This window comes from Pseudomonas sp. SP16.1, assembly GCF_052682975.1.
Genome location: NZ_JBQYFZ010000001.1, coordinates 1,622,678 through 1,640,737, shown reverse-complemented (window position 1 = coordinate 1,640,737; position 18,060 = coordinate 1,622,678). Strand labels below are relative to the sequence as shown.

Annotated in this window: 15 protein-coding genes; 12 read left to right on the top strand and 3 right to left on the bottom strand. The window is 66.5% G+C overall.

Annotated elements, in window-relative coordinates:
* Window positions 1–32 precede the first annotated feature (32 nt).
* From ACUTAF_RS07915 to ACUTAF_RS07895, 5 genes are all read left to right on the top strand, one after another.
* A complete protein-coding gene (locus tag ACUTAF_RS07915; protein WP_445579461.1) occupies window positions 33–1,025 on the top strand; it encodes an ABC transporter permease in 993 nt (330 codons plus the stop codon).
* Between the two features lie 14 nt (window positions 1,026–1,039).
* Window positions 1,040–1,834, top strand: a complete 795-nt coding sequence (locus ACUTAF_RS07910) for an ABC transporter ATP-binding protein (RefSeq protein ID WP_445579460.1) — start codon at window positions 1,040–1,042, stop codon at window positions 1,832–1,834.
* A 105-nt stretch (window positions 1,835–1,939) separates the two neighbouring features.
* The gene (locus tag ACUTAF_RS07905; protein ID WP_445579459.1) at window positions 1,940–2,629 is read left to right on the top strand and encodes a polysaccharide lyase family 7 protein; all 690 of its coding nucleotides are present in this window, start codon (window positions 1,940–1,942) and stop codon (window positions 2,627–2,629) included.
* A gap of 75 nt (window positions 2,630–2,704) precedes the next feature.
* Complete coding sequence (locus ACUTAF_RS07900) at window positions 2,705–4,549, top strand: sulfatase-like hydrolase/transferase (protein WP_445579458.1); 1,845 nt, start codon at window positions 2,705–2,707, stop codon at window positions 4,547–4,549.
* A gap of 97 nt (window positions 4,550–4,646) precedes the next feature.
* A complete protein-coding gene (locus ACUTAF_RS07895; protein ID WP_445579457.1) occupies window positions 4,647–5,090 on the top strand; it encodes a thioesterase family protein in 444 nt (147 codons plus the stop codon).
* Window positions 5,091–5,103: 13 nt separating this feature from the next.
* On the opposite strand, the gene ACUTAF_RS07890 is transcribed toward ACUTAF_RS07895, so the two are convergent.
* Window positions 5,104–5,658 carry a magnesium transporter gene (locus tag ACUTAF_RS07890; RefSeq protein ID WP_445579456.1) on the bottom strand — a complete coding sequence of 185 codons (555 nt, stop codon included), beginning with the start codon at window positions 5,656–5,658 and terminating at the stop codon, window positions 5,104–5,106.
* Between the two features lie 206 nt (window positions 5,659–5,864).
* Between ACUTAF_RS07890 and ACUTAF_RS07885 the strand changes: the two genes are divergently transcribed.
* The 7 genes from ACUTAF_RS07885 (at window position 5,865) to cobA (ending at window position 16,250) form a co-directional block, all read left to right on the top strand.
* A complete protein-coding gene (locus tag ACUTAF_RS07885) occupies window positions 5,865–6,020 on the top strand; it encodes a hypothetical protein (protein ID WP_445579455.1) in 156 nt (51 codons plus the stop codon).
* 431 nt (window positions 6,021–6,451) lie between these two features.
* The gene (locus ACUTAF_RS07880; protein ID WP_445579454.1) at window positions 6,452–7,663 is read left to right on the top strand and encodes a nitrate/nitrite transporter; all 1,212 of its coding nucleotides are present in this window, start codon (window positions 6,452–6,454) and stop codon (window positions 7,661–7,663) included.
* A 289-nt stretch (window positions 7,664–7,952) separates the two neighbouring features.
* On the top strand, window positions 7,953–9,620 hold the full coding sequence (locus ACUTAF_RS07875) for a protein kinase domain-containing protein (RefSeq protein ID WP_445579453.1): 1,668 nt from the start codon (window positions 7,953–7,955) through the stop codon (window positions 9,618–9,620).
* 279 nt (window positions 9,621–9,899) lie between these two features.
* On the top strand, window positions 9,900–12,356 hold the full coding sequence (gene nirB, locus ACUTAF_RS07870) for a nitrite reductase large subunit NirB (protein ID WP_445579452.1): 2,457 nt from the start codon (window positions 9,900–9,902) through the stop codon (window positions 12,354–12,356).
* Entirely contained in the window at window positions 12,353–12,679 is a 327-nt protein-coding gene (gene nirD, locus ACUTAF_RS07865) for a nitrite reductase small subunit NirD (protein ID WP_445579451.1), read from the top strand. The genes nirB and nirD overlap by 4 nt, the downstream gene beginning before the upstream one ends.
* Before the next feature lie 98 nt (window positions 12,680–12,777).
* Complete coding sequence (locus ACUTAF_RS07860) at window positions 12,778–15,495, top strand: nitrate reductase (protein ID WP_445579450.1); 2,718 nt, start codon at window positions 12,778–12,780, stop codon at window positions 15,493–15,495.
* 11 nt (window positions 15,496–15,506) lie between these two features.
* Window positions 15,507–16,250: a uroporphyrinogen-III C-methyltransferase gene (gene cobA, locus ACUTAF_RS07855; RefSeq protein WP_445579449.1), complete on the top strand. Its 744-nt coding sequence runs from the start codon at window positions 15,507–15,509 to the stop codon at window positions 16,248–16,250.
* Window positions 16,251–16,366: 116 nt separating this feature from the next.
* Here cobA and ACUTAF_RS07850 read toward each other — a convergent pair whose 3' ends face one another.
* Entirely contained in the window at window positions 16,367–17,347 is a 981-nt protein-coding gene (locus tag ACUTAF_RS07850) for an OmpA family protein (protein WP_445579448.1), read from the bottom strand.
* Between the two features lie 108 nt (window positions 17,348–17,455).
* Window positions 17,456–18,046 (bottom strand): RNA polymerase sigma factor SigX, encoded by a 591-nt coding sequence (gene sigX, locus ACUTAF_RS07845; RefSeq protein ID WP_445579447.1) that lies wholly within the window; start codon window positions 18,044–18,046, stop codon window positions 17,456–17,458.
* Window positions 18,047–18,060: the final 14 nt, after the last annotated feature.

Sequence of the window (18,060 nt, the reverse complement as noted above, 5' to 3'; positions counted from 1 at the left end):
GCTCCCTCCCCCGATTGCAAGAGGACAGGACGATGAGCAACCCGAACGTCGCCACCCCGATCCAAGAAACCCTCAAGGCGGCCCGCGCCGCGGCGCTGATCAAGCGCTGGGCACCGCCCATTATTCTGCCGTTGCTGGGCATCCTGCTGTTTCTCCTGTGCTGGCAGGGCCTGGCCAACAATATCCAGACCAGCCTCGGCCAGTTCCCCGGCCCGCTGCAGGTTTCCGAACAGTTCCAGGGCCTGGTCGGCGCCCACCTGCGCGAACGGGACAAGGCCAACGCCTTCTATGAGCGCCAGGAAAAGCGCAACGCCGAGCTGCTGGCGAAAAACCCGGATGCCGAAGTCAAAACCCGCCCCTACACCGGCAAGCCGACCTTCGTGCAGCAGATCTTCACCAGCCTGTACACGGTGATGGCCGGCTTCGCCATCGCCTCGTTGATCGCCATCCCGCTGGGTATCGTCTGCGGCCTGAGCAAGACCATCTACACCGCGATCAACCCGCTGATCCAGGTATTCAAGCCGGTCTCACCGCTGGCCTGGCTGCCTCTGGTGACCATGCTGGTCAGCGCCCTGTACGTCAGCGAAGACCCGCTGTTCGCCAAGTCCTTCCTCACCTCGGCCTTTACCGTGGCGCTGTGCTGCCTGTGGCCGACGGTGATCAACACCACGGTCGGCGTCGCCGGCATCGACCAGGACCTGAACAACGTCAGCAAGGTGCTGCGCCTGTCGCCTTTGACCCATGTGCGGCGCATCGTCCTGCCGGCCGCCCTGCCGATGATCTTCACCGGCCTGCGTCTGTCACTGGGCACCGGCTGGATGGTGCTGATCGCCGCCGAGATGCTGGCGCAGAACCCGGGCCTGGGCAAATTCATCTGGGACGAGTTCCAGAACGGCAGCTCCAACTCCCTCGGCCGGATCATGGTGGCGGTGATCGTCATCGGCCTGATCGGCTTCGCCCTCGACCGTCTGATGCTCCTGCTCCAGCGCCTGTTCAGCTGGGACAAGAACGCCGTACTGCGCTAATCCGGAGAACCGCCATGAGCCATACACACCTCGAACTGACCGGCGTGGGCATCGACTTCCCCACCGACAAGGGGCTGTTCTGCGCCCTGCAGAACGTCAACCTGAAGATTGCCAAGGGCGAGTTCGTCTCCCTGATCGGCCACTCCGGCTGCGGCAAGTCCACCGTGCTCAATATAGTCGCCGGGCTGTACCAGGCCACCAATGGCGGCGTCATCCTCGACGGCCGCGAAGTGGACGAGCCCGGTCCCGAGCGCGCCGTGGTATTCCAGAACCACAGCCTGCTGCCCTGGCTGAGTTGCTACGAGAACGTCGAACTGGCCGTGCGCCAGGTATTCAAGGGGCAGAAATCGCGGGCCGAGATGCGCGAGTGGATCGAGCACAACCTGGCCCTGGTGCACATGACCCATGCCCGCGACAAGCGTCCCAGCGAGATTTCCGGCGGCATGAAACAGCGCATCGGCATCGCCCGCGCCCTGGCCATGCAGCCCAAGGTACTGCTGATGGACGAGCCATTCGGCGCCCTCGACGCCCTGACCCGCGCCCACCTGCAGGACTCGCTGATGGAGATCCACGCCGAACTGGGCAACACGGTGATCATGATCACCCACGACGTCGATGAGGCGGTGCTGCTGTCCGACCGCATCGTGATGATGAGCAACGGCCCGGCGGCCACCGTCGGCGATATCCTCGAGGTCAAGCTGGCGCGTCCGCGCGAGCGCATGGCCCTGGCTCACGACAGCCGCTACCACGAGTATCGCGCCGCGGTGCTGGAGTTCCTCTACCAGCGCCAGCAGCGCCCGGCGGCCTGACCTGCCCCGCCGTGGCGGCAAGGGTTCGCCTTGCCGCCGCGGTGGGGAACCAAACGCCGCTTCGTATACACGAACAGGGGCCTCCACCCAACGCAAGGACCTTTCGTGCTCGATCTCACCACCTGGAACCTGTCCATCCCCACCGACCCAAGCCCCACCACCATCAGCACCGCCCGGCTCAACAACGGTTACCAGAGCGGTTACTTCCGCCGCAACGGCGACGGCAGCGTGACCTTCTGGGTCCCGGTCACCGGCTCACCCACCGAAGACGCCAGTTATCCGCGCAGCGAACTGCGCGAGACGCAGAACGACGGCAGCCTTAGCAACTGGCTGCACGCCAGCAGCGACAGCTACCTCAGCGCGGTACTGCAAGTCGAGCGCGTGCCGAGCAGGAACAAGGTGGTGATCGGCCAGATCCACAGCACCGACGCGCCGGGCAGCCAGAACGACCCGCTGCTCAAGCTGCAGTACCACTACCGCAACGGCATCGGCCGCCTGGAGCTGCTGCTACGCGAGAAACCCGGCGACGATCAGGTGCAGAACATCCTGCTGGCGGAGAACGTGCAGTTGGGCGAGCGTTTCGGCTACGACCTGCGTCTCACCCCGACGGGCAAGCTGGGCGTCGTGGTGATCAGCAAGGATGGCGACAAGGGTTCGCTGTATCGCCAACTCGACTCCGCCTGGGCCGCTCAGAAGCTGTACTTCAAGGCCGGCGCCTATATCCAGGACAACGAGGGCCCCAGCGACGAAGGCGGCCGGGTGACCTTCTTCCATCTGAACAGCGCCCATCGCTGACGATACCCGTTTAAGGCTCGCTTAAGGCCGCGCCGCTAGCCTGTACGGCCCTCCGACCACAGAAGGAAGCCGCGCGTGCCCAGCACTTCATCGATCCGCCGCGCCGACTCGCTGTACTGGCTGCTCACCTGGGGCGCCGTCGCCTGGCATCTGGCCCGCTCGTTCGAGCCGCCGACCAGCGTCGCCCTGGCCCTGTATCAGGGCGTGTTGCTGGGCAGCTACGCCCTGCTGTTCATCGCCCCGCTGTGGTTGCTGTGCCGGCTGGCCAGCCGTCTGCCGCGCGGCGTCGGCCTGACGCTGTCGGTGCTGCTGGCCGGTCTGCTGCAGCTGCTGATCTACGCCGACGGGCTGTTGTGGGAGCTGTACGGCTTTCATCTCAACGGCTTCGTCTGGAATATCCTTACCACGCCTGGCGGCATCGCCGCGCTGGGTTCGTCCGAGTCCAGCCAGAACGGCTTCGCCCTCGTCGCCGCCGCGATAGTCCTCGGCCAGGCGCTGCTGCGCCTGCTGGCCGGCGTGCTGAGCAGGTGGCCAGGGCGACTCCCCACTCCCCGCTGGCTGTGGGTACTGCCGCTGTTTCTGCTGGCGACCCTGGGCGAACGCGTCAGTTATGGCGTCAGCCACTTCTATGGCTACAGCCCGGTACTGGAAATCGCCCAGCGCGTGCCGTTCTACCAGCCGCTGACCATGCGCCGCTTCCTCGAGCAGCGGCTCGGCCTGCAGCGTCCGCAGCGCCTGGAACTGGAAAACGTCGCCCTCCAGGGGCAGCTCAACTACCCTAAGGCGCCGCTGCGCCTGGAGAAGCCGGACAAGCCGTTGAACCTAGTGTGGCTGGTGGCCGAATCCTGGCGCGCCGACAGCCTCAACCCGCGGGTGATGCCACAGACCAGCGCCTTCGCCGGGCGCGCGCAACGCTTCGACAGCCATTTCTCCGGCGGCAACGGCACCCGCATTGGCATGTTCAGCCAGTTCTACGGCCTGCCGGCCAACCTCTGGTTCCCGGTGCTGGATGCGCGCATCGGCAGCCCGCTGATCGACGTGCTGCAGCGGCAGGACTACCAGATGCGCCTGTTCACCAGTGCCAAGTTCAGCTACCCGGAGTTCGACAAGACCCTGTTCGTCAAGGTCCCGCCGGCGCAGATGCAGGCCTACGACCAGGGCCCCACCTGGCAGCGCGACCGCAAGAACGTCGACGACCTGCTGCAGTTCATCGACCAACGCAACCCGGCCCGGCCGTTCATGACCTTCATGTTCTTCGAGTCGCCCCACGCCAACTACGACTTCCCGGCCGAATCGGTGATAGAACCCGACTACCTGGCGGACTTCAGCTACGCCAGCATGAACCTAGAGCGCGATATCGACGGCATCTACAAGCGCTACCTGAACGCCGTGCACCATCTCGACGGACAGATCGCCAGGGTCATCGAGCACCTGGAACGGCGTGGAATGCTGGACGACACGCTGATCGTGCTCACTGGCGACCATGGCGAGGAGTTCATGGACAATGGCCGCTGGGGCCACAACTCCACCTTCGTCGACGCCCAGCTGCGCGTGCCCCTGGTGCTCTGGGTGCCGGGACGCGACGCGCGGCAGACCAGCCTGCGCACCAGCCATGTCGATCTGCTGCCAACCCTGCTGCCGCTGCTCGGCGTGCGCAACCCCGCGCACGACTACAGCATCGGCCAGAGCCTGTTCAGCCCCAGTGCGCCGCGCCTGCTGGTGGCCGGCGACTGGGACCGCCTGGCCTTCCTCGGCGAGAAGCACAAGGTGGTGCTGCCGTTCACCAGCGGCAGCTTCACCGCCCTGCAGGCCAGCCGCGCCGATGATCGCCGTCTGCCCGACGCCGGTGCCGTGCTGCAGCGCGCCTTGCCGCAGATCCGCAGCGAACTGCAGGGCATTCGCCGCTTTCTCGGCCATTGATCGGTGATCGGCGACGCGGGCACCTGTTCATACGTTGGTTCTGCCTGTCGACGGTTGGCGGCGTACAATCGCCGCCCCACCTGCGACGAGACGCGCCATGGCCCGCCTGAACCTAGAATTCCCCGAAGACCAGTACTGCTACAGCACCCAGCTCACCGTGCGGGTCACCGACATCAACGGCGCCAACCACCTGGGCAACGACTCGATGATCTCGATGATCTCCGAGACGCGGGCGCGCTTTCTCTTCGAGTTCGGCATCCGCGAGACCGACGGCAGCGGCACCGGCATCATCGTCACCGACCTGGCCACCACCTACCGCGCCGAAGCCCATGCCCGCGACCAGCTGCTGTTCGAAGTGGGAGTGATGGACTTCAACAGGTACGGCGGCGACATCACCTTCCGCATCACCCGGCCGGCCGACGGCACGCTGGTGGCCATGGCCAAGTCGGGCTTCGTGTTCTTCGACTACCGGCACTCGAAGGTCGTGCCGATGCCGGCGGCTTTCACCGCCAAGTTTCCCAGGGTCAATCGCCTCGACTGACCCTGGGCCGGTCTCAGAGGGCGCGCCTGAACTGCCGCCATTTCTGCTGGCAGAGCATCAGCCAGTAAGGCGTAGCCTCGCCGGTACCGGCAGCGCTGAGGCCGGGATGCTGGCGCAGCACGCCGGCCAGCAGCGGCTCCTGCTCGGCGGCGACGTCGACGAAGAACACGTGCTTGCCGTCCTGCAGGCTCTGCCGAAAGCGGCGGAAATGCGCATTGGGCGTCTGAATGCCGAAGAACCCGCCCTCCCAGACACAAAAGCCGAACAGCACCACGGCGAGGAAGATGAACGGCATCCAGCCCACCACGCTCGCCGTCCAGCCCAGCCAGTAGGCGCCGAGCAGCAATACCGCGGCCAGCGCCAGCCCGACCAGTGCGCCGATCCCGCCGGAATGCACCACGTCCTGCTTCATGAACGAAGGCACGTCGTGCAGCTGGTGCTGCTCCACCTCGGCGTCCCGTTCGCTGAGCACGTGTATCTGTTCGGTGCTGATGCCCTGGGCTTCCAGTTCCTGCTCGACACGCTCGAGCTCGTCCAGGTTGTCGCTGATGTAGTAGTGCCGATTCATGACCCACCTCCCATCTCGCTTCGCCACATTGCCGCTCCCCCGGCCAGGCTGTCTATTTTTTGACCACACCTGCAGTATAGCCCCACCCCTTCCGTGGCCAGGAGCAGCGAAAAGCGGGCGATTGCGTGATTCTTGCAGCCGGCGTCGTGACACCTGGTCATTCGTCTGCTACGCCTAGGGCAGAACAGCAAGAAGGGGGATTCGCCATGTCTACGAGCTATCGCCGCGCGCGCCAGGCCGGCCTGCTGAGCAACCTCCTGGCGCTGGCCCTGCTGACCCTGCCGCTGCCGACGCACGCCGCCAGCGGCGCCGCGCTTGCTGCAGACGAACCGCGCAGTCTGGTCGCCGCCACCCGCAACTGAGCCGCTCGGCAACCAGCAACGCCCCGTCCAGGTGCATGCCGATGCACCTGCGCCTCCTTTTGCGGCAACCAGCCGCCAGCCAAACGCCCGAGAACCCGCATCGCCAGGCCCTTAGGCAATTGGCGCGGCTTTTGCTTAGACCCTGCACAAGGTAGCCAACGGTGGTCACCTCCTGCACGACAAAGACGTCGCCTCACCTGGCCTTAACGGTCCGTGGTGAAGCGGCGTTTTTTTTCGTGTTCGCCCCAGTGTCCGGGGCCGGCGCAGGCGTCGCGATCCGAACCTGCACTGCAATCGTTCAACCCTGCTGTGGCCTCGGCCGCAGGGCCGCGCGCCACAAGTGCGCGGCCTCCCCGGCAGGCGCGGCCGCCGTGTCCACGACCACGGTCTGCCGCGTCGGGCCGGGCCCCTTCTCGCTGATGAGGTGATCGATGAATACAAGTTTCTGGAAAGCCGGCCACGCGCCCACCCTGTTCGCCGCCTTCCTCTATTTCGACCTGAGCTTCATGGTCTGGTACCTGCTCGGCCCGCTGGCGGTGCAGATCGCCACCGACCTCGAGCTCAACGCCCAGCAACGCGGCCTGATGGTCGCCACGCCGATTCTCGCTGGCGCCGTGCTGCGCCTGCTGATGGGTTTTCTCGCCGACCGCCTGTCGCCGAAGACCGCCGGCCTGCTCGGCCAGGTGGTGGTGATAGTCGCGCTGTTCTGCGCCTGGCAGATCGGCATCGGCAGCTACGAGCAGGCGCTGCTGCTCGGCCTGTTCCTCGGCTTCGCCGGCGCCGCCTTCGCCGTGGCCCTGCCGCTGGCCTCGCAGTGGTACCCGCCGCAGCACCAGGGCAAGGCCATGGGCATCGCCGGCGCCGGTAACTCCGGCACCGTGCTGGCTGCACTGTTCGCCCCCGGCCTGGCCGCGCTGTCCGGCTGGCAGAACGTGTTCGGCTGGGCGCTGATCCCGCTGCTGGCGACCCTGGTGATCTTCGCCCTGGTGGCCAAGAACGCCCCGGAACGGCCCAAGGCCAAGGCGCTCGGCGACTACCTCAAGGCCCTCGGCGACCGCGACAGCTGGTGGTTCATGTTCTTCTACAGCGTCACCTTCGGCGGCTTCATCGGCCTGGCCAGCGCCCTGCCCGGCTACTTCAGCGACCAGTACGGGCTGAACCCGGTCACCGCCGGCTACTACACCGCAGCCTGCGTCTTCGCCGGCAGCCTGCTGCGCCCGCTCGGCGGCGCCCTGGCCGACCGCATCGGCGGCATTCGCTCGCTGCTGATGATGTACACCATCGCCTCGCTGTGCATCGCCGCGGTGGGCTTCAACCTGCCCAGCTCGACCGCCGCACTGGCCCTGTTCGTCGCCGCCATGCTCGGCCTCGGCGCCGGCAATGGCGCGGTGTTCCAGCTGGTACCGCAGCGCTTTCGCAAGGAAATCGGCGTGATGACCGGACTGATCGGCATGGCCGGCGGCGTCGGCGGCTTCTTCCTCGCCGCCGGCCTCGGCGCGATCAAGCAGCACACCGGCGACTATCAGCTCGGTCTGTGGCTGTTCGCCAGCCTCGGCCTGCTGGCCTGGGTCGGCCTGCACGGGGTCAAGCAGCGCTGGCGCACCACCTGGGGCAGCGCCGCGGTCACCGCCGCTCGGGTGTGAGCGAATGGGCGGATCGCCCCCCCGGCGATCCGCCCATCGTAGGGTGCGCCACGCACACCAGCGTCGTAGGGTGGATGACGCTTATTTCATCCACCATGAAAGCCACGGTGGATCGGTGTAGTGCGATCCAACCCGAAGCGCTGAGGCAAAGGCGGGACCGACCGGCCACGCGGCGTTGCACTGGTCAGGAAAAGCGGGTGAAGTCGGCAGCGACGAACTCGTACCACGAGGCTCCGGCCCCGTCTTTGCCTCAGCGCTTGTCCAATCAACGATCTGCGGAAACCGCATCATGCCCCTGCAACTGAGCATCGGCGAAACCAGCGCCACTGGCCCGCGCAGCGAGAACCAGGACGCCCTGCGCGTGGTCACCCCGGCGCCGGCACTGGCCGCCAGCAAGGGTTACCTGCTGGGTCTGGCCGATGGCGTCAGCCAGTGCGCCGACGGCGGCCTGGCGGCGCGCGCGACCCTGCAGGCACTGGCCCTGGACTACTACTCCACGCCCGAGACCTGGCCAGTGCAGCACAGCCTGGACCGCCTGCTGATCGCCCACAACCGCTGGCTGCAGGCCAACGGTGGCGGCCAGCCGCTGCTCACCACCCTCACCGCCCTGGTCCTGCGTGGCCGTCGCTATACCCTGGCGCATATCGGCGACAGCCGCGCCTACCTGTGGCGCGGTGGCCAACTCGCGCGCCTGACCGAGGACCACGTCTGGGAACAGCCCGGGATGCAGCACGTGCTCAAGCGCGCCATGGGCCTGGACCAACACCTGGTGGTGGACTACCGCGACGGCGAACTGCAGGCGGGTGACGTCTTCCTGCTGATCAGCGATGGAGTCTGGGCCAGCCTCAGCGACAAGCGCATCGACGAGCTACTGCAACAAGGCGGCGACGCCGGGGCGATCTGCCAGGCGCTGGTCGGCGAGGCCCACCGCGCCGGCAGCCAGGACAACGCCAGCGCCCTGCTGGTGCGCATCGACCAGCTGCCCGAGGCAGCGCTGGCCGACACCCTCGCCCAGCTCGACCACTGGCCACTGCCGCCGCGGCTGCGCGACGGCCAGGAATTCGAGGGCTGGCAGGTCGAGCGGCTGCTCGGCGAATCGCGCCAGTCGCTGATCTACCGGGTACGCGACGCTGACTGCCAGCCCTGGCTGCTCAAGACCCTGCCGGCCAGCCGGGCCGGCGAGGAGCAGGCAGGCCCCGCGCTGCTGCAGGAGGAATGGTTCCTGCGCCGCGTCGCCGGCCGCCACTTCCCAGAGCTGCATGCCCTGCCGCAGCGCCAGCACCTGTATTACGTGCAGCGCGAGTACGCCGGCCAGACCCTGGCCGCGCGCCTGCAACAGCACGGCCCGCTGCGCCTGGCGGACTGGCAGGACCTGGCGCCGCGCCTGATCAAGGCCCTCGGCCTGCTGCACCGGCGCAACATCATCCACCGCGACATCAAGCCGGAGAACCTCTTGCTCGGCGACGATGGCGAGTTGCGCGTGCTCGACTTCGGCCTGGCCTACTGCCCGGGCCTGACCCGCGACGAGGCCCACAGCCTGCCCGGCACGCCCAGCTACATCGCCCCGGAAGCCTTCGCCGGCAGCCCGCCCAGCGCGCAGCAGGACCTCTACGCCGCCGGCGTAACCCTCTACCACCTGCTCACCGGCCACTACCCCCACGGCGAAGTGGAAGCCTTCCAGCACCCGCGCTTCGGCCAACCGGTGCCGGCCAGCCGCTATCGCCCGGACCTGCCGGCCTGGCTCGACGAGGTACTGAACCGCGCCGTGGCCGCTGCCCCGGCGCAGCGCTTCGAGACCGCCGAAGAATGGCTGCTGGCCCTGGAGACCGGCGAGCGCCAGTCCATCGGCAGCCGCCCACGGCCGCTGCTGGAGCGCGAGCCGCTGGTGGTCTGGCGCACCGTGGCGCTGGTATCGCTGCTGCTCAACCTGCTGCTGGCATTGCTGCTGCTCAAGTAGCCCGCGCGCACCAATGCGGCGCAAAACGCCTCGCAAAGGTGCACAGCCCCACCCGAGAGAGGCCGACAAGTGCCTGAAAAGCCTGAAAAACCGTGATTTTGGAAAGTTGGCACAGGCGCTGCATTAGTCCTGGCACAAGTTAAATAAAGCGCGACCTTCAACGAAGAAGGCTGCACTTCCCGATAGAACGGGACCTGGACAAAGGCGTCCTCGCTAGGTGACTAGCGGGACGCCTTTTTTGTTTTTTATCTACCGCGATTTTTTCAGGAGATGGCCGGCATGCAAAAACTCAAGCTGGTGATGATCGGCAACGGCATGGCGGGTGTGCGCACCCTTGAGGAGCTGCTCAAGCTCGCCCCCGACCTCTACGACATCACCGTGTTCGGCGCCGAGCCGCACCCCAACTACAACCGCATCCTGCTCTCGCCGGTGCTGGCCGGCGAGCAGACCTTCGAGGAGATCGTGCTCAACGATCTGAACTGGTACGCGGAGAACGACATCAAGCTGCTGCTCGGGCGCAAGGTGGTCAAGATCGACCGCAAGAAGCGCCTGGTCATCGCCGACGACGGCAGCGAGGCCGAGTACGACCGCCTGCTGATCGCCACCGGCTCCAACCCCTTCATCCTGCCGATTCCGGGCAAGGACCTGCAGGGCGTGATCGGCTACCGCGATATCGCCGACACCCAGATGATGATGGACACCGCCAAGACCCATAAGCACGCAGTGGTCATCGGCGGCGGCCTGCTCGGCCTGGAGGCGGCCAACGGCCTCAAGCTGCGCGGCATGGACGTCACCGTGGTGCATATCGGCGACTGGCTGCTGGAGCGCCAGCTCGATCGCACCGCCGGCGAGCTGCTGCAGAAATCCCTGGAAGACCGCGGCCTGAAGTTCCTCCTGCCCAAGCACACCGCCGAATTGCTCGACAACGGCGAAGGCCGCGTCTGTGCGGTGAAGTTCAAGGACGGCGAGGTGATCCCCGCCGACCTGGTGGTGATGGCCGCCGGTATCCGCCCCAATAGCGACCTGGCCGAGCAGTCCGGCATCGCCTGCAACCGCGGCATCCTGGTCAACGACACCATGCAGACCTTCGATCCGCGCGTCTACGCCATCGGCGAATGCGCCAACCACCGCGGCATCGCCTACGGCCTGGTGGCGCCGCTGTTCGAGCAGGCCAAGGTCTGCGCCAATCACCTGGCCCAGCTCGGTTTCTCCCGCTACCAGGGCTCGGTGACCTCGACCAAGCTCAAGGTCACCGGTATCGACCTGTTCTCCGCCGGCGAATTCATGGGCGCCGAGGGTACCGAGACCATCACCCTCTCCGACCCCATCGGCGGCGTGTACAAGAAGCTGGTGATCAAGGACGACGTGCTGGTCGGCGCCTGCCTCTACGGCGACACCGCCGACGGCGGCTGGTACTTCCGCCAGATCCGCGAGAGCCACAACGTCAGCGAGATCCGCGACCACCTGATGTTCGGCGAAGGCGCCATCGGCGATGTCGGTCACCAGGGCGCCGACAAGACTGCCAACATGCCCGACAGCATGGAAATCTGCGGCTGCAATGGCGTGTGCAAGGGCACCATCGTCAAGGCGATCCAGGAGAACGGCCTGTTCTCGGTCGACGAGGTCAAGAAGCACACCAAGGCCGCCAGCTCCTGCGGCTCCTGCGCCGGCCTGGTCGAGCAGATCCTGATCAGCACCGTCGGCGGCGCCGCCGACGTCAAGCCCAAGAGCGAGAAGGCCATCTGCGGCTGCTCCGAGCTCAACCACGGGCAGATCCGCAAGGCGATCCGCGAGCAGCACCTGACGTCCATGGCGCGGACCATGGAGTTTCTCAACTGGAGCACGCCCAACGGCTGCGCCACCTGCCGCCCGGCGCTGAACTACTACCTGATCTCCACCTGGCCGGGCGAAGCCAAGGACGACCCACAGTCGCGCCTGATCAACGAACGCGCCCACGCCAATATCCAGAAGGACGGCACCTACTCGGTGGTGCCGCGTATGTGGGGCGGCGTGACCAACCCGTCCGAGCTGCGCCGCATCGCCGACGTCGCCGACAAGTACAACGTGCCCATGGTCAAGGTCACCGGCGGCCAGCGCATCGACCTGCTGGGGATCAAGAAGGACGACCTGCCGGGCGTGTGGAAGGACCTGGACATGCCCTCCGGCCACGCCTACGGCAAGTCCATCCGCACCGTGAAGACCTGCGTCGGCAGCGAGTTCTGCCGCTTCGGCACGCAGAACTCCACCCAGCTCGGCATCGACCTGGAGCACGACCTGTTCAACATGTGGTCGCCGCACAAGGTCAAGCTGGCGGTCTCCGGCTGCCCGCGCAACTGCGCCGAAGCCGGCATCAAGGACGTCGGCATCATCGGCGTGGATTCGGGCTTCGAGATGTACATCGGCGGCAACGGCGGGATCAAGACCGAGGTGGCCGAGTTCTTCGTCAAGGTCAAGACCGCCGAGGAGGTGCGCGAGTACAACGCCGCCTTCCTCCAGCTGTACCGCGAGGAGGCCTTCTACCTCGAGCGCACCGTGCACTACATGCAGCGCGTCGGCATGGAGCACATCAAGAAGGCGGTGCTGGAGGACGAAGCCAATCGCAAGGCCCTGGCCGCGCGCCTGCACTACGCCCTGTCGTTCGAGCAGGACCCGTGGAAGGAGCGCATCGAGACGCCGCAACTGAAGAAAGAGTTCGACACCATCAAGGTCGTGCAAATCGAGGAGGCCACCGTATGAACTGGCTGGATATCTGCGCCCTGGACGAAATCAACGTGCTCGGCTCGCGCATCGTCAGCGGTCCCAAGGGCGATATCGCCATCTTCCGTACCGCGGCCGACGAGGTCTTCGCCCTCGACGACCGCTGCCCGCACAAGGGCGGCCCGCTGTCCCAGGGGCTGATCTACGGCAAGCGCGTGGCCTGCCCGCTGCACAACTGGCAGATCGAACTGGAAAGCGGCGAGGCCGTGGCGCCGGACGTGGGCTGCGCCCATCGGCACCATGCCAAGGTGGAAAGCGGCCGCGTGCTGCTGGCCCTGAACACCGCCGAGAAATGTGCGTAAGCCGTAGGGTGGAAAACCGCGAAGCGTTTTCCACCGGTAAACCCGCGCATTGGTGGACAAGCATCGCGTTGTCCACCCTACGCCTGTAGGAGCCCGACATGGCCAGCCCCACTCAAGTCACCGCCTCCACCTGCTGCTACTGCGGCGTGGGCTGCGGCGTGCTGATCGAGCACGACGGCGAGCAGATCCTCGGCGTCGCCGGCGACCCCAGCCACCCGGCCAACTTCGGCAAGCTGTGCAGCAAGGGTTCGACCCTGCACCTGACCGGCGATCTCGACGCCCGCGCCCTCTACCCCGAGCTGCGCCTGGGCAAGGGTCTGGCCCGCTCGCGTACGGACTGGGACAGCGCCCTGGACCACGCCGCGGCGGTGTTCGCCGAGACCATCCGCGAACACGGCCCGGACAGCGTGGCCTTCTATATCTCTGGCCAGCTGCTGACCGAGGATTACTACGCCTTCAACAAGCTGGCCCGCGCCCTGGTCGGCACTCACAATATCGATTCCAACTCGCGGCTATGCATGAGCTCGGCCGTGGTCGGCTACAAGCGCAGCCTCGGCGCCGACGCCCCGCCCTGCAGCTACGAGGACATCGAGCAGAGCGACTGCCTGCTGATCGCCGGCTCCAACATGGCCTACGCCCACCCGGTGCTGTTCCGCCGTCTGGAGGAAGCCAAGGCCCGCCGGCCCGAGATGCAGATCATCGTCGTCGATCCGCGGCGCACCGACACCTGCGAGCTGGCCGACCTGCACCTGGCGATCCTGCCCGGCACCGACGTCGCGCTGTTCCACGGCATCCTGCATATCCTGCTGTGGGAGGGCTGGGTCGACCGCGGCTATATCGACGCCCATACCGAAGGCTTCGAGGCGCTGAAGAACCTGGTGCGCGACTACAGCCCGGCCGCCACCGCCGATATCTGCGGCATCAGCCTGGACGCCCTGCAGCGCTGCGCTGAGCTGATCGGTCGCGCGCCGTCCTTCCTCTCGCTGTGGTGCATGGGGCTCAATCAGTCCAGCGCCGGCAGCGCGAAGAACAGCGCGCTGATCAACCTGCACCTGGCCACCGGGCAGATCGGCAAACCCGGCGCCGGGCCCTTCTCGTTGACCGGCCAGCCCAACGCCATGGGCGGCCGCGAGACTGGCAGCCTGAGCAACCTGCTGCCGGGCCACCGCGACGCCGGCAACCCCAAGCACCGCGCCGAAGTCGCCGCCTACTGGGGCGTCGACGCCCTGCCGGAGACGCCCGGGTTGTCCGCCATCGAGCTGTTCGATGCGGTGCACGAGGGCCGCATCAAGGCGCTGTGGATCGCCTGCACCAACCCGGCGCAGTCGCTGCCGAACCAGAACAAGGTGCACGAGGCCCTGGCCGCCTGCCCCTTCGTCGTGGTCCAGGAAGCCTTCTTCACCACCGAGACCTGCCGCTACGCCGACCTGCTGCTGCCCGCCGCCAGCTGGGGCGAGAAGGAAGGCACGGTGACCAACTCCGAGCGCCGCGTCAGCCATGTACGCCGCGCCGTGCCAGCGCCCGCAGAGGCGCGGCCCGATTGGTCGATCACCTGCGACTTCGCCCGTCGCCTGGAAACTCTGCTCCGCCCCGGCCTGCCCAGCCTGTTCGACTTCACCAGCGCAGAAGCGCTGTTCGAGGAATACAAGCACCTGACCGCCCAGCGCGATCTCGACCTCTCGGGGCTGAGCTACGCGCTGCTCGATGACCAAGGTCCCCAGCAATGGCCGTTCCCCCCCGGCGCACGCCAGGGCGCCGCACGGCTCTATGCCGACGGCCAATTCCCCACCGCCAGCGGGCGCGCGCAGTTCCATGCCGACCCGTACCGCGCGCCGAAGGAAAAACGCGAGGCGCGTTTCTCCCTGACCCTCAACACCGGCCGCCTGCGCGACCAGTGGCATGGCATGAGCCGCACCGGCACCGCCGCGCGCCTGTTCGGCCATGTCGAGGCCGCCGTGCTCGGCCTGCACCCGGACGAGTTGCGTCGCCGTCGCCTGCAGGACGGCGACCTGGTCAAGCTGCGCAGCCGCCGCGGCAGCCTGATCCTGCCGGTGCAGGCCGACGAATCGGTGCGTCCCGGCCAGGCCTGGCTGCCGATGCACTGGGGCGACCGCTTCCTCAAAGGCCTGGGCACCAACGTGCTGACCCAGCCGGCCTTCGATCCGCTGTCCAAGCAGCCAGAGCTCAAGCATGCCGGCGTCGAGGTGGACAAGGTCGAGCTGCCCTGGCAGCTGTTCGCCCTGGTCGAGGGCGAGGTGCAGAGCCGCTTCGAGGCCCTGCGCCCGCTGTTCGAGGAGTTCGCCTACGCCAGCCTCACCCCCACCGGCCGCGAGCGCCCCGCCCTGCTGATCCGCGCCGCCAGCGCGGTGGCGCCGCAACCCGAGCTGCTGGCGCAGATCGACCGCCTGCTGCGCCTGAACCAGGGCCCGGTGCTGGCCTACGACGACCCGCGCCGCGCGGTGGGCAAGCGCGTGCGCATCGAGGACGGCCGCATCGTCAGCATCCGCCTGGCCGGCGAAACCGCCGCCAGCGAATGGCTCAGGAGCCTGTGGCTGGACGGCCAGGCCGACGCCGACCTGCGCCGCTGGCTGCTCGCCCCGGTCTCCGCGCCGCCGGGTAACGCCAGCGCCTCGGTGCGCGGCAAGACCCTGTGCAACTGCCTGAACGTCAGCGAAAGCGCGGTGTGCGCCGGAATCAACCGCGGCCTGGACCTGGACGGCCTCAAACAGGAACTCAAATGCGGCACCAGCTGCGGCTCCTGCGTCCCCGAAATCAAGCGCCTGCTGGCTAGCCAGCCGGTTGCCGTCAACGCCTAGAGGTACCCGATATGAGCGCAAAAGTCTGGCTGGTAGGTGCTGGCCCCGGCGACCCCGAGCTGCTGACCCTCAAGGCGGTGAAGGCCCTGAATCGGGCCGACGTGGTAATGATCGACGATCTGGTCAACCCGGCCGTGCTCGAGCACTGCCCGGACGCGCGCATCGTGCCGGTGGGCAAGCGCGGCGGCTGCCGCTCCACCCCGCAGGCCTTTATCCATCGCCTGATGCTGCGCTATGCGCGCCAGGGCAAGTGCGTGGTGCGCCTGAAAGGTGGCGATCCGTGCATCTTCGGCCGCGGCAGCGAGGAGGCCGACTGGCTTGGCGCGCACGGCATCGAGGTGGAGCTGGTCAACGGCATCACCGCCGGGCTGGCCGGCGCCACCAACTGCGGCATTCCCCTGACCCTACGCGGCGTGGCGCGCGGCGTGACCCTGGTCACCGCCCATACCCAGGACGACAGCAGCCTGAACTGGGCCGCCCTGGCCCAGGGCGGCACCACCCTGGTGGTCTATATGGGCGTGGCCAAGCTGGCGGATATCCGTGACGGCCTGCTCGCCGGCGGCATGAGCGGCGATATGCCGGTGGCGATGATCGAGAACGCCTCGCTGCCCGAACAGCGCGAATACCGCAGCCATCTGGCCGCGATGCAGGACGACGCCGCGGCCTTCGCCCTGAAGAGCCCGGCCATCCTGGTGATCGGCGAAGTCGCCCGCACCAGCGCCCAGCTCGGCATGCCCCAGCTCCTGCATGCCTGACTGCTTCGCCTCCTGCGAAGTCGTTGTTTGCCCGCCGCCCCCTCGGCGGGCTTTTTTATTCCAGAAAAGAAGAACCCGGCCGAGGCCGGGTTCTTTCTACAGCAGCAGGTCGGCTATTACTGGGCGACCTGGGTTTCTACTTCCGCTTCAACGCGACGGTTGATGGCGCGGCCAGCGTCGGTGGCGTTGTCTGCCACCGGGCGCGACTCGCCGTAACCGGCGGTGTTCACGCGGCTGCCGTCGACACCGTACTGGTTGACCAGCACGTCGCGAACGGCGTTGGCACGACGCTCGGACAGACCCTGGTTGTAGGTGTCGGCGCCGACGGAGTCGGTGTGACCTTCAACGGTGGTGGTGGTCTGCGGGTACTGGTTCATGAAGTCGGCCAGGTTCTTGATGTCGCCGTAGCTTTCTTCCTTCACGCGATCCTTGTCGAAGTCGAACTTGACGTCCAGCTCGACGCGCACGGCTTCCATTACCGGCTCCGGAGCGGGCTCGGGCATCGGCTCAGGAGCGGCTACGGGGGCCGGAGCCGGGGCCGGCTTGCTGCCGCCGCCGAAGTTCAGACCAACGCCGACGCCCGCTTGCCACTCGGTGTCGCCCTGGTCGATGTTGTACAGCGCGTCGACACCGGCACGGGCGTAGAACATCTCGGTGAAGTAGTACTTGGCACCGGCACCGGCGATGGCCAGGGTGGAGTGGTTACGGCCGCTGCTGTTGGCGTCGCCGATGCTCTGATGGCCGAAGCCGGCAGATACGTAGGGACGCAGGCCCGCACCCGGCTGCCCGAAGTGGTAGAGAGCCTTCAGGTCGGTCAGGTTGCCTTTGATGTTCTTGCTGCCGACAGCGCCTTCGCCACGCAGGTCGTGGTACTCGCCGTAGGACAGGGCCAGTTCGACGTCGTCGGTCAGGTAGTAGCCAATGCTGCCGCCGAACAGGTTGCCTTCGTCGTGAGCGAAGTCACGCTGGGTGTCGGCGAAGTAGCGATTGACGAAGCCCTCCACCTCGACAGCGCCTTGGCCTTGTGCCAGCGCGCCGAAGGAAGTTGCGGCAACGAGAGAGCCAATGACTACGCCCAAGGTGTTTTTCAGTTTCATCCGTTAAATCCCCATCTTGGTGGTTAGTAAGTTGCCTGAATTCTCAGTCGGCAACTTGGCGATGATTTTAGCAGGGTTCGCCCTCCCCTTAGTGGTCGATTAGCTGAACTAAGTTTCGGACGACTCCGAAAATTTGTCGCGCAATCGATCCAATGCCCGCTTGTAGCGCATTTTCGTGGCGCTCAAGCCCATATGCATGATGTCGGCGATCTCCTGGAACTCCAGCTCTGCGACAAAACGTAGCACCAGAATTTCCCGATCGATCGGATTGACGTGCACCAGCCAGCGATCCAGTCCGCCTCGTTCTTCAACTTTCGGCGTCTTTTCCTCGGACGCCTCCTCCAGCGGATCCAGACTCAGCGCATCGATCAGGCGACGCTTTCTGCGCTCTTTGCGGTACTGGGTAATGCACTCGTTATAAGTGATGCTGTAGAGCCAGGTCTTGAACTTCGACTTGCCTTCGAAGTTCTTCAGGCCATACAGGACCTTGAGCATGACTTCCTGACAGACATCGTCGGCGTCCCTTTCGTTCCCCAAGTAACGCGCGCAGACATTGAACAGTGTGCGCTGGTAGCGTCGCATCAGTTCTTCGTATGCACGAGTGATATGGAACAATTCGTCGTGCGCACGCGCCACCAGCTCTTCATCGGTGAGCTCGCGGGGGTCGTAGCGCGTGGGCAGGGTCTGGACTTTGTTCAAAACGAGTCGGGCCG

Coding starts and splice junctions, on each gene's coding strand:
- ACUTAF_RS07895 (WP_445579457.1), top strand. CDS start 4,647: ATGGCCCGCCTGAACCTAGAATTCCCCGAAGACCAGTACTGCTACAGC.
- ACUTAF_RS07850 (WP_445579448.1), bottom strand. CDS start 17,347: ATGAAACTGAAAAACACCTTGGGCGTAGTCATTGGCTCTCTCGTTGCC.
- nirB (WP_445579452.1), top strand. CDS start 9,900: ATGCAAAAACTCAAGCTGGTGATGATCGGCAACGGCATGGCGGGTGTG.
- nirD (WP_445579451.1), top strand. CDS start 12,353: ATGAACTGGCTGGATATCTGCGCCCTGGACGAAATCAACGTGCTCGGC.
- ACUTAF_RS07910 (WP_445579460.1), top strand. CDS start 1,040: ATGAGCCATACACACCTCGAACTGACCGGCGTGGGCATCGACTTCCCC.
- cobA (WP_445579449.1), top strand. CDS start 15,507: ATGAGCGCAAAAGTCTGGCTGGTAGGTGCTGGCCCCGGCGACCCCGAG.
- ACUTAF_RS07915 (WP_445579461.1), top strand. CDS start 33: ATGAGCAACCCGAACGTCGCCACCCCGATCCAAGAAACCCTCAAGGCG.
- ACUTAF_RS07885 (WP_445579455.1), top strand. CDS start 5,865: ATGTCTACGAGCTATCGCCGCGCGCGCCAGGCCGGCCTGCTGAGCAAC.
- ACUTAF_RS07875 (WP_445579453.1), top strand. CDS start 7,953: ATGCCCCTGCAACTGAGCATCGGCGAAACCAGCGCCACTGGCCCGCGC.
- ACUTAF_RS07860 (WP_445579450.1), top strand. CDS start 12,778: ATGGCCAGCCCCACTCAAGTCACCGCCTCCACCTGCTGCTACTGCGGC.
- ACUTAF_RS07890 (WP_445579456.1), bottom strand. CDS start 5,658: ATGAATCGGCACTACTACATCAGCGACAACCTGGACGAGCTCGAGCGT.
- ACUTAF_RS07880 (WP_445579454.1), top strand. CDS start 6,452: ATGAATACAAGTTTCTGGAAAGCCGGCCACGCGCCCACCCTGTTCGCC.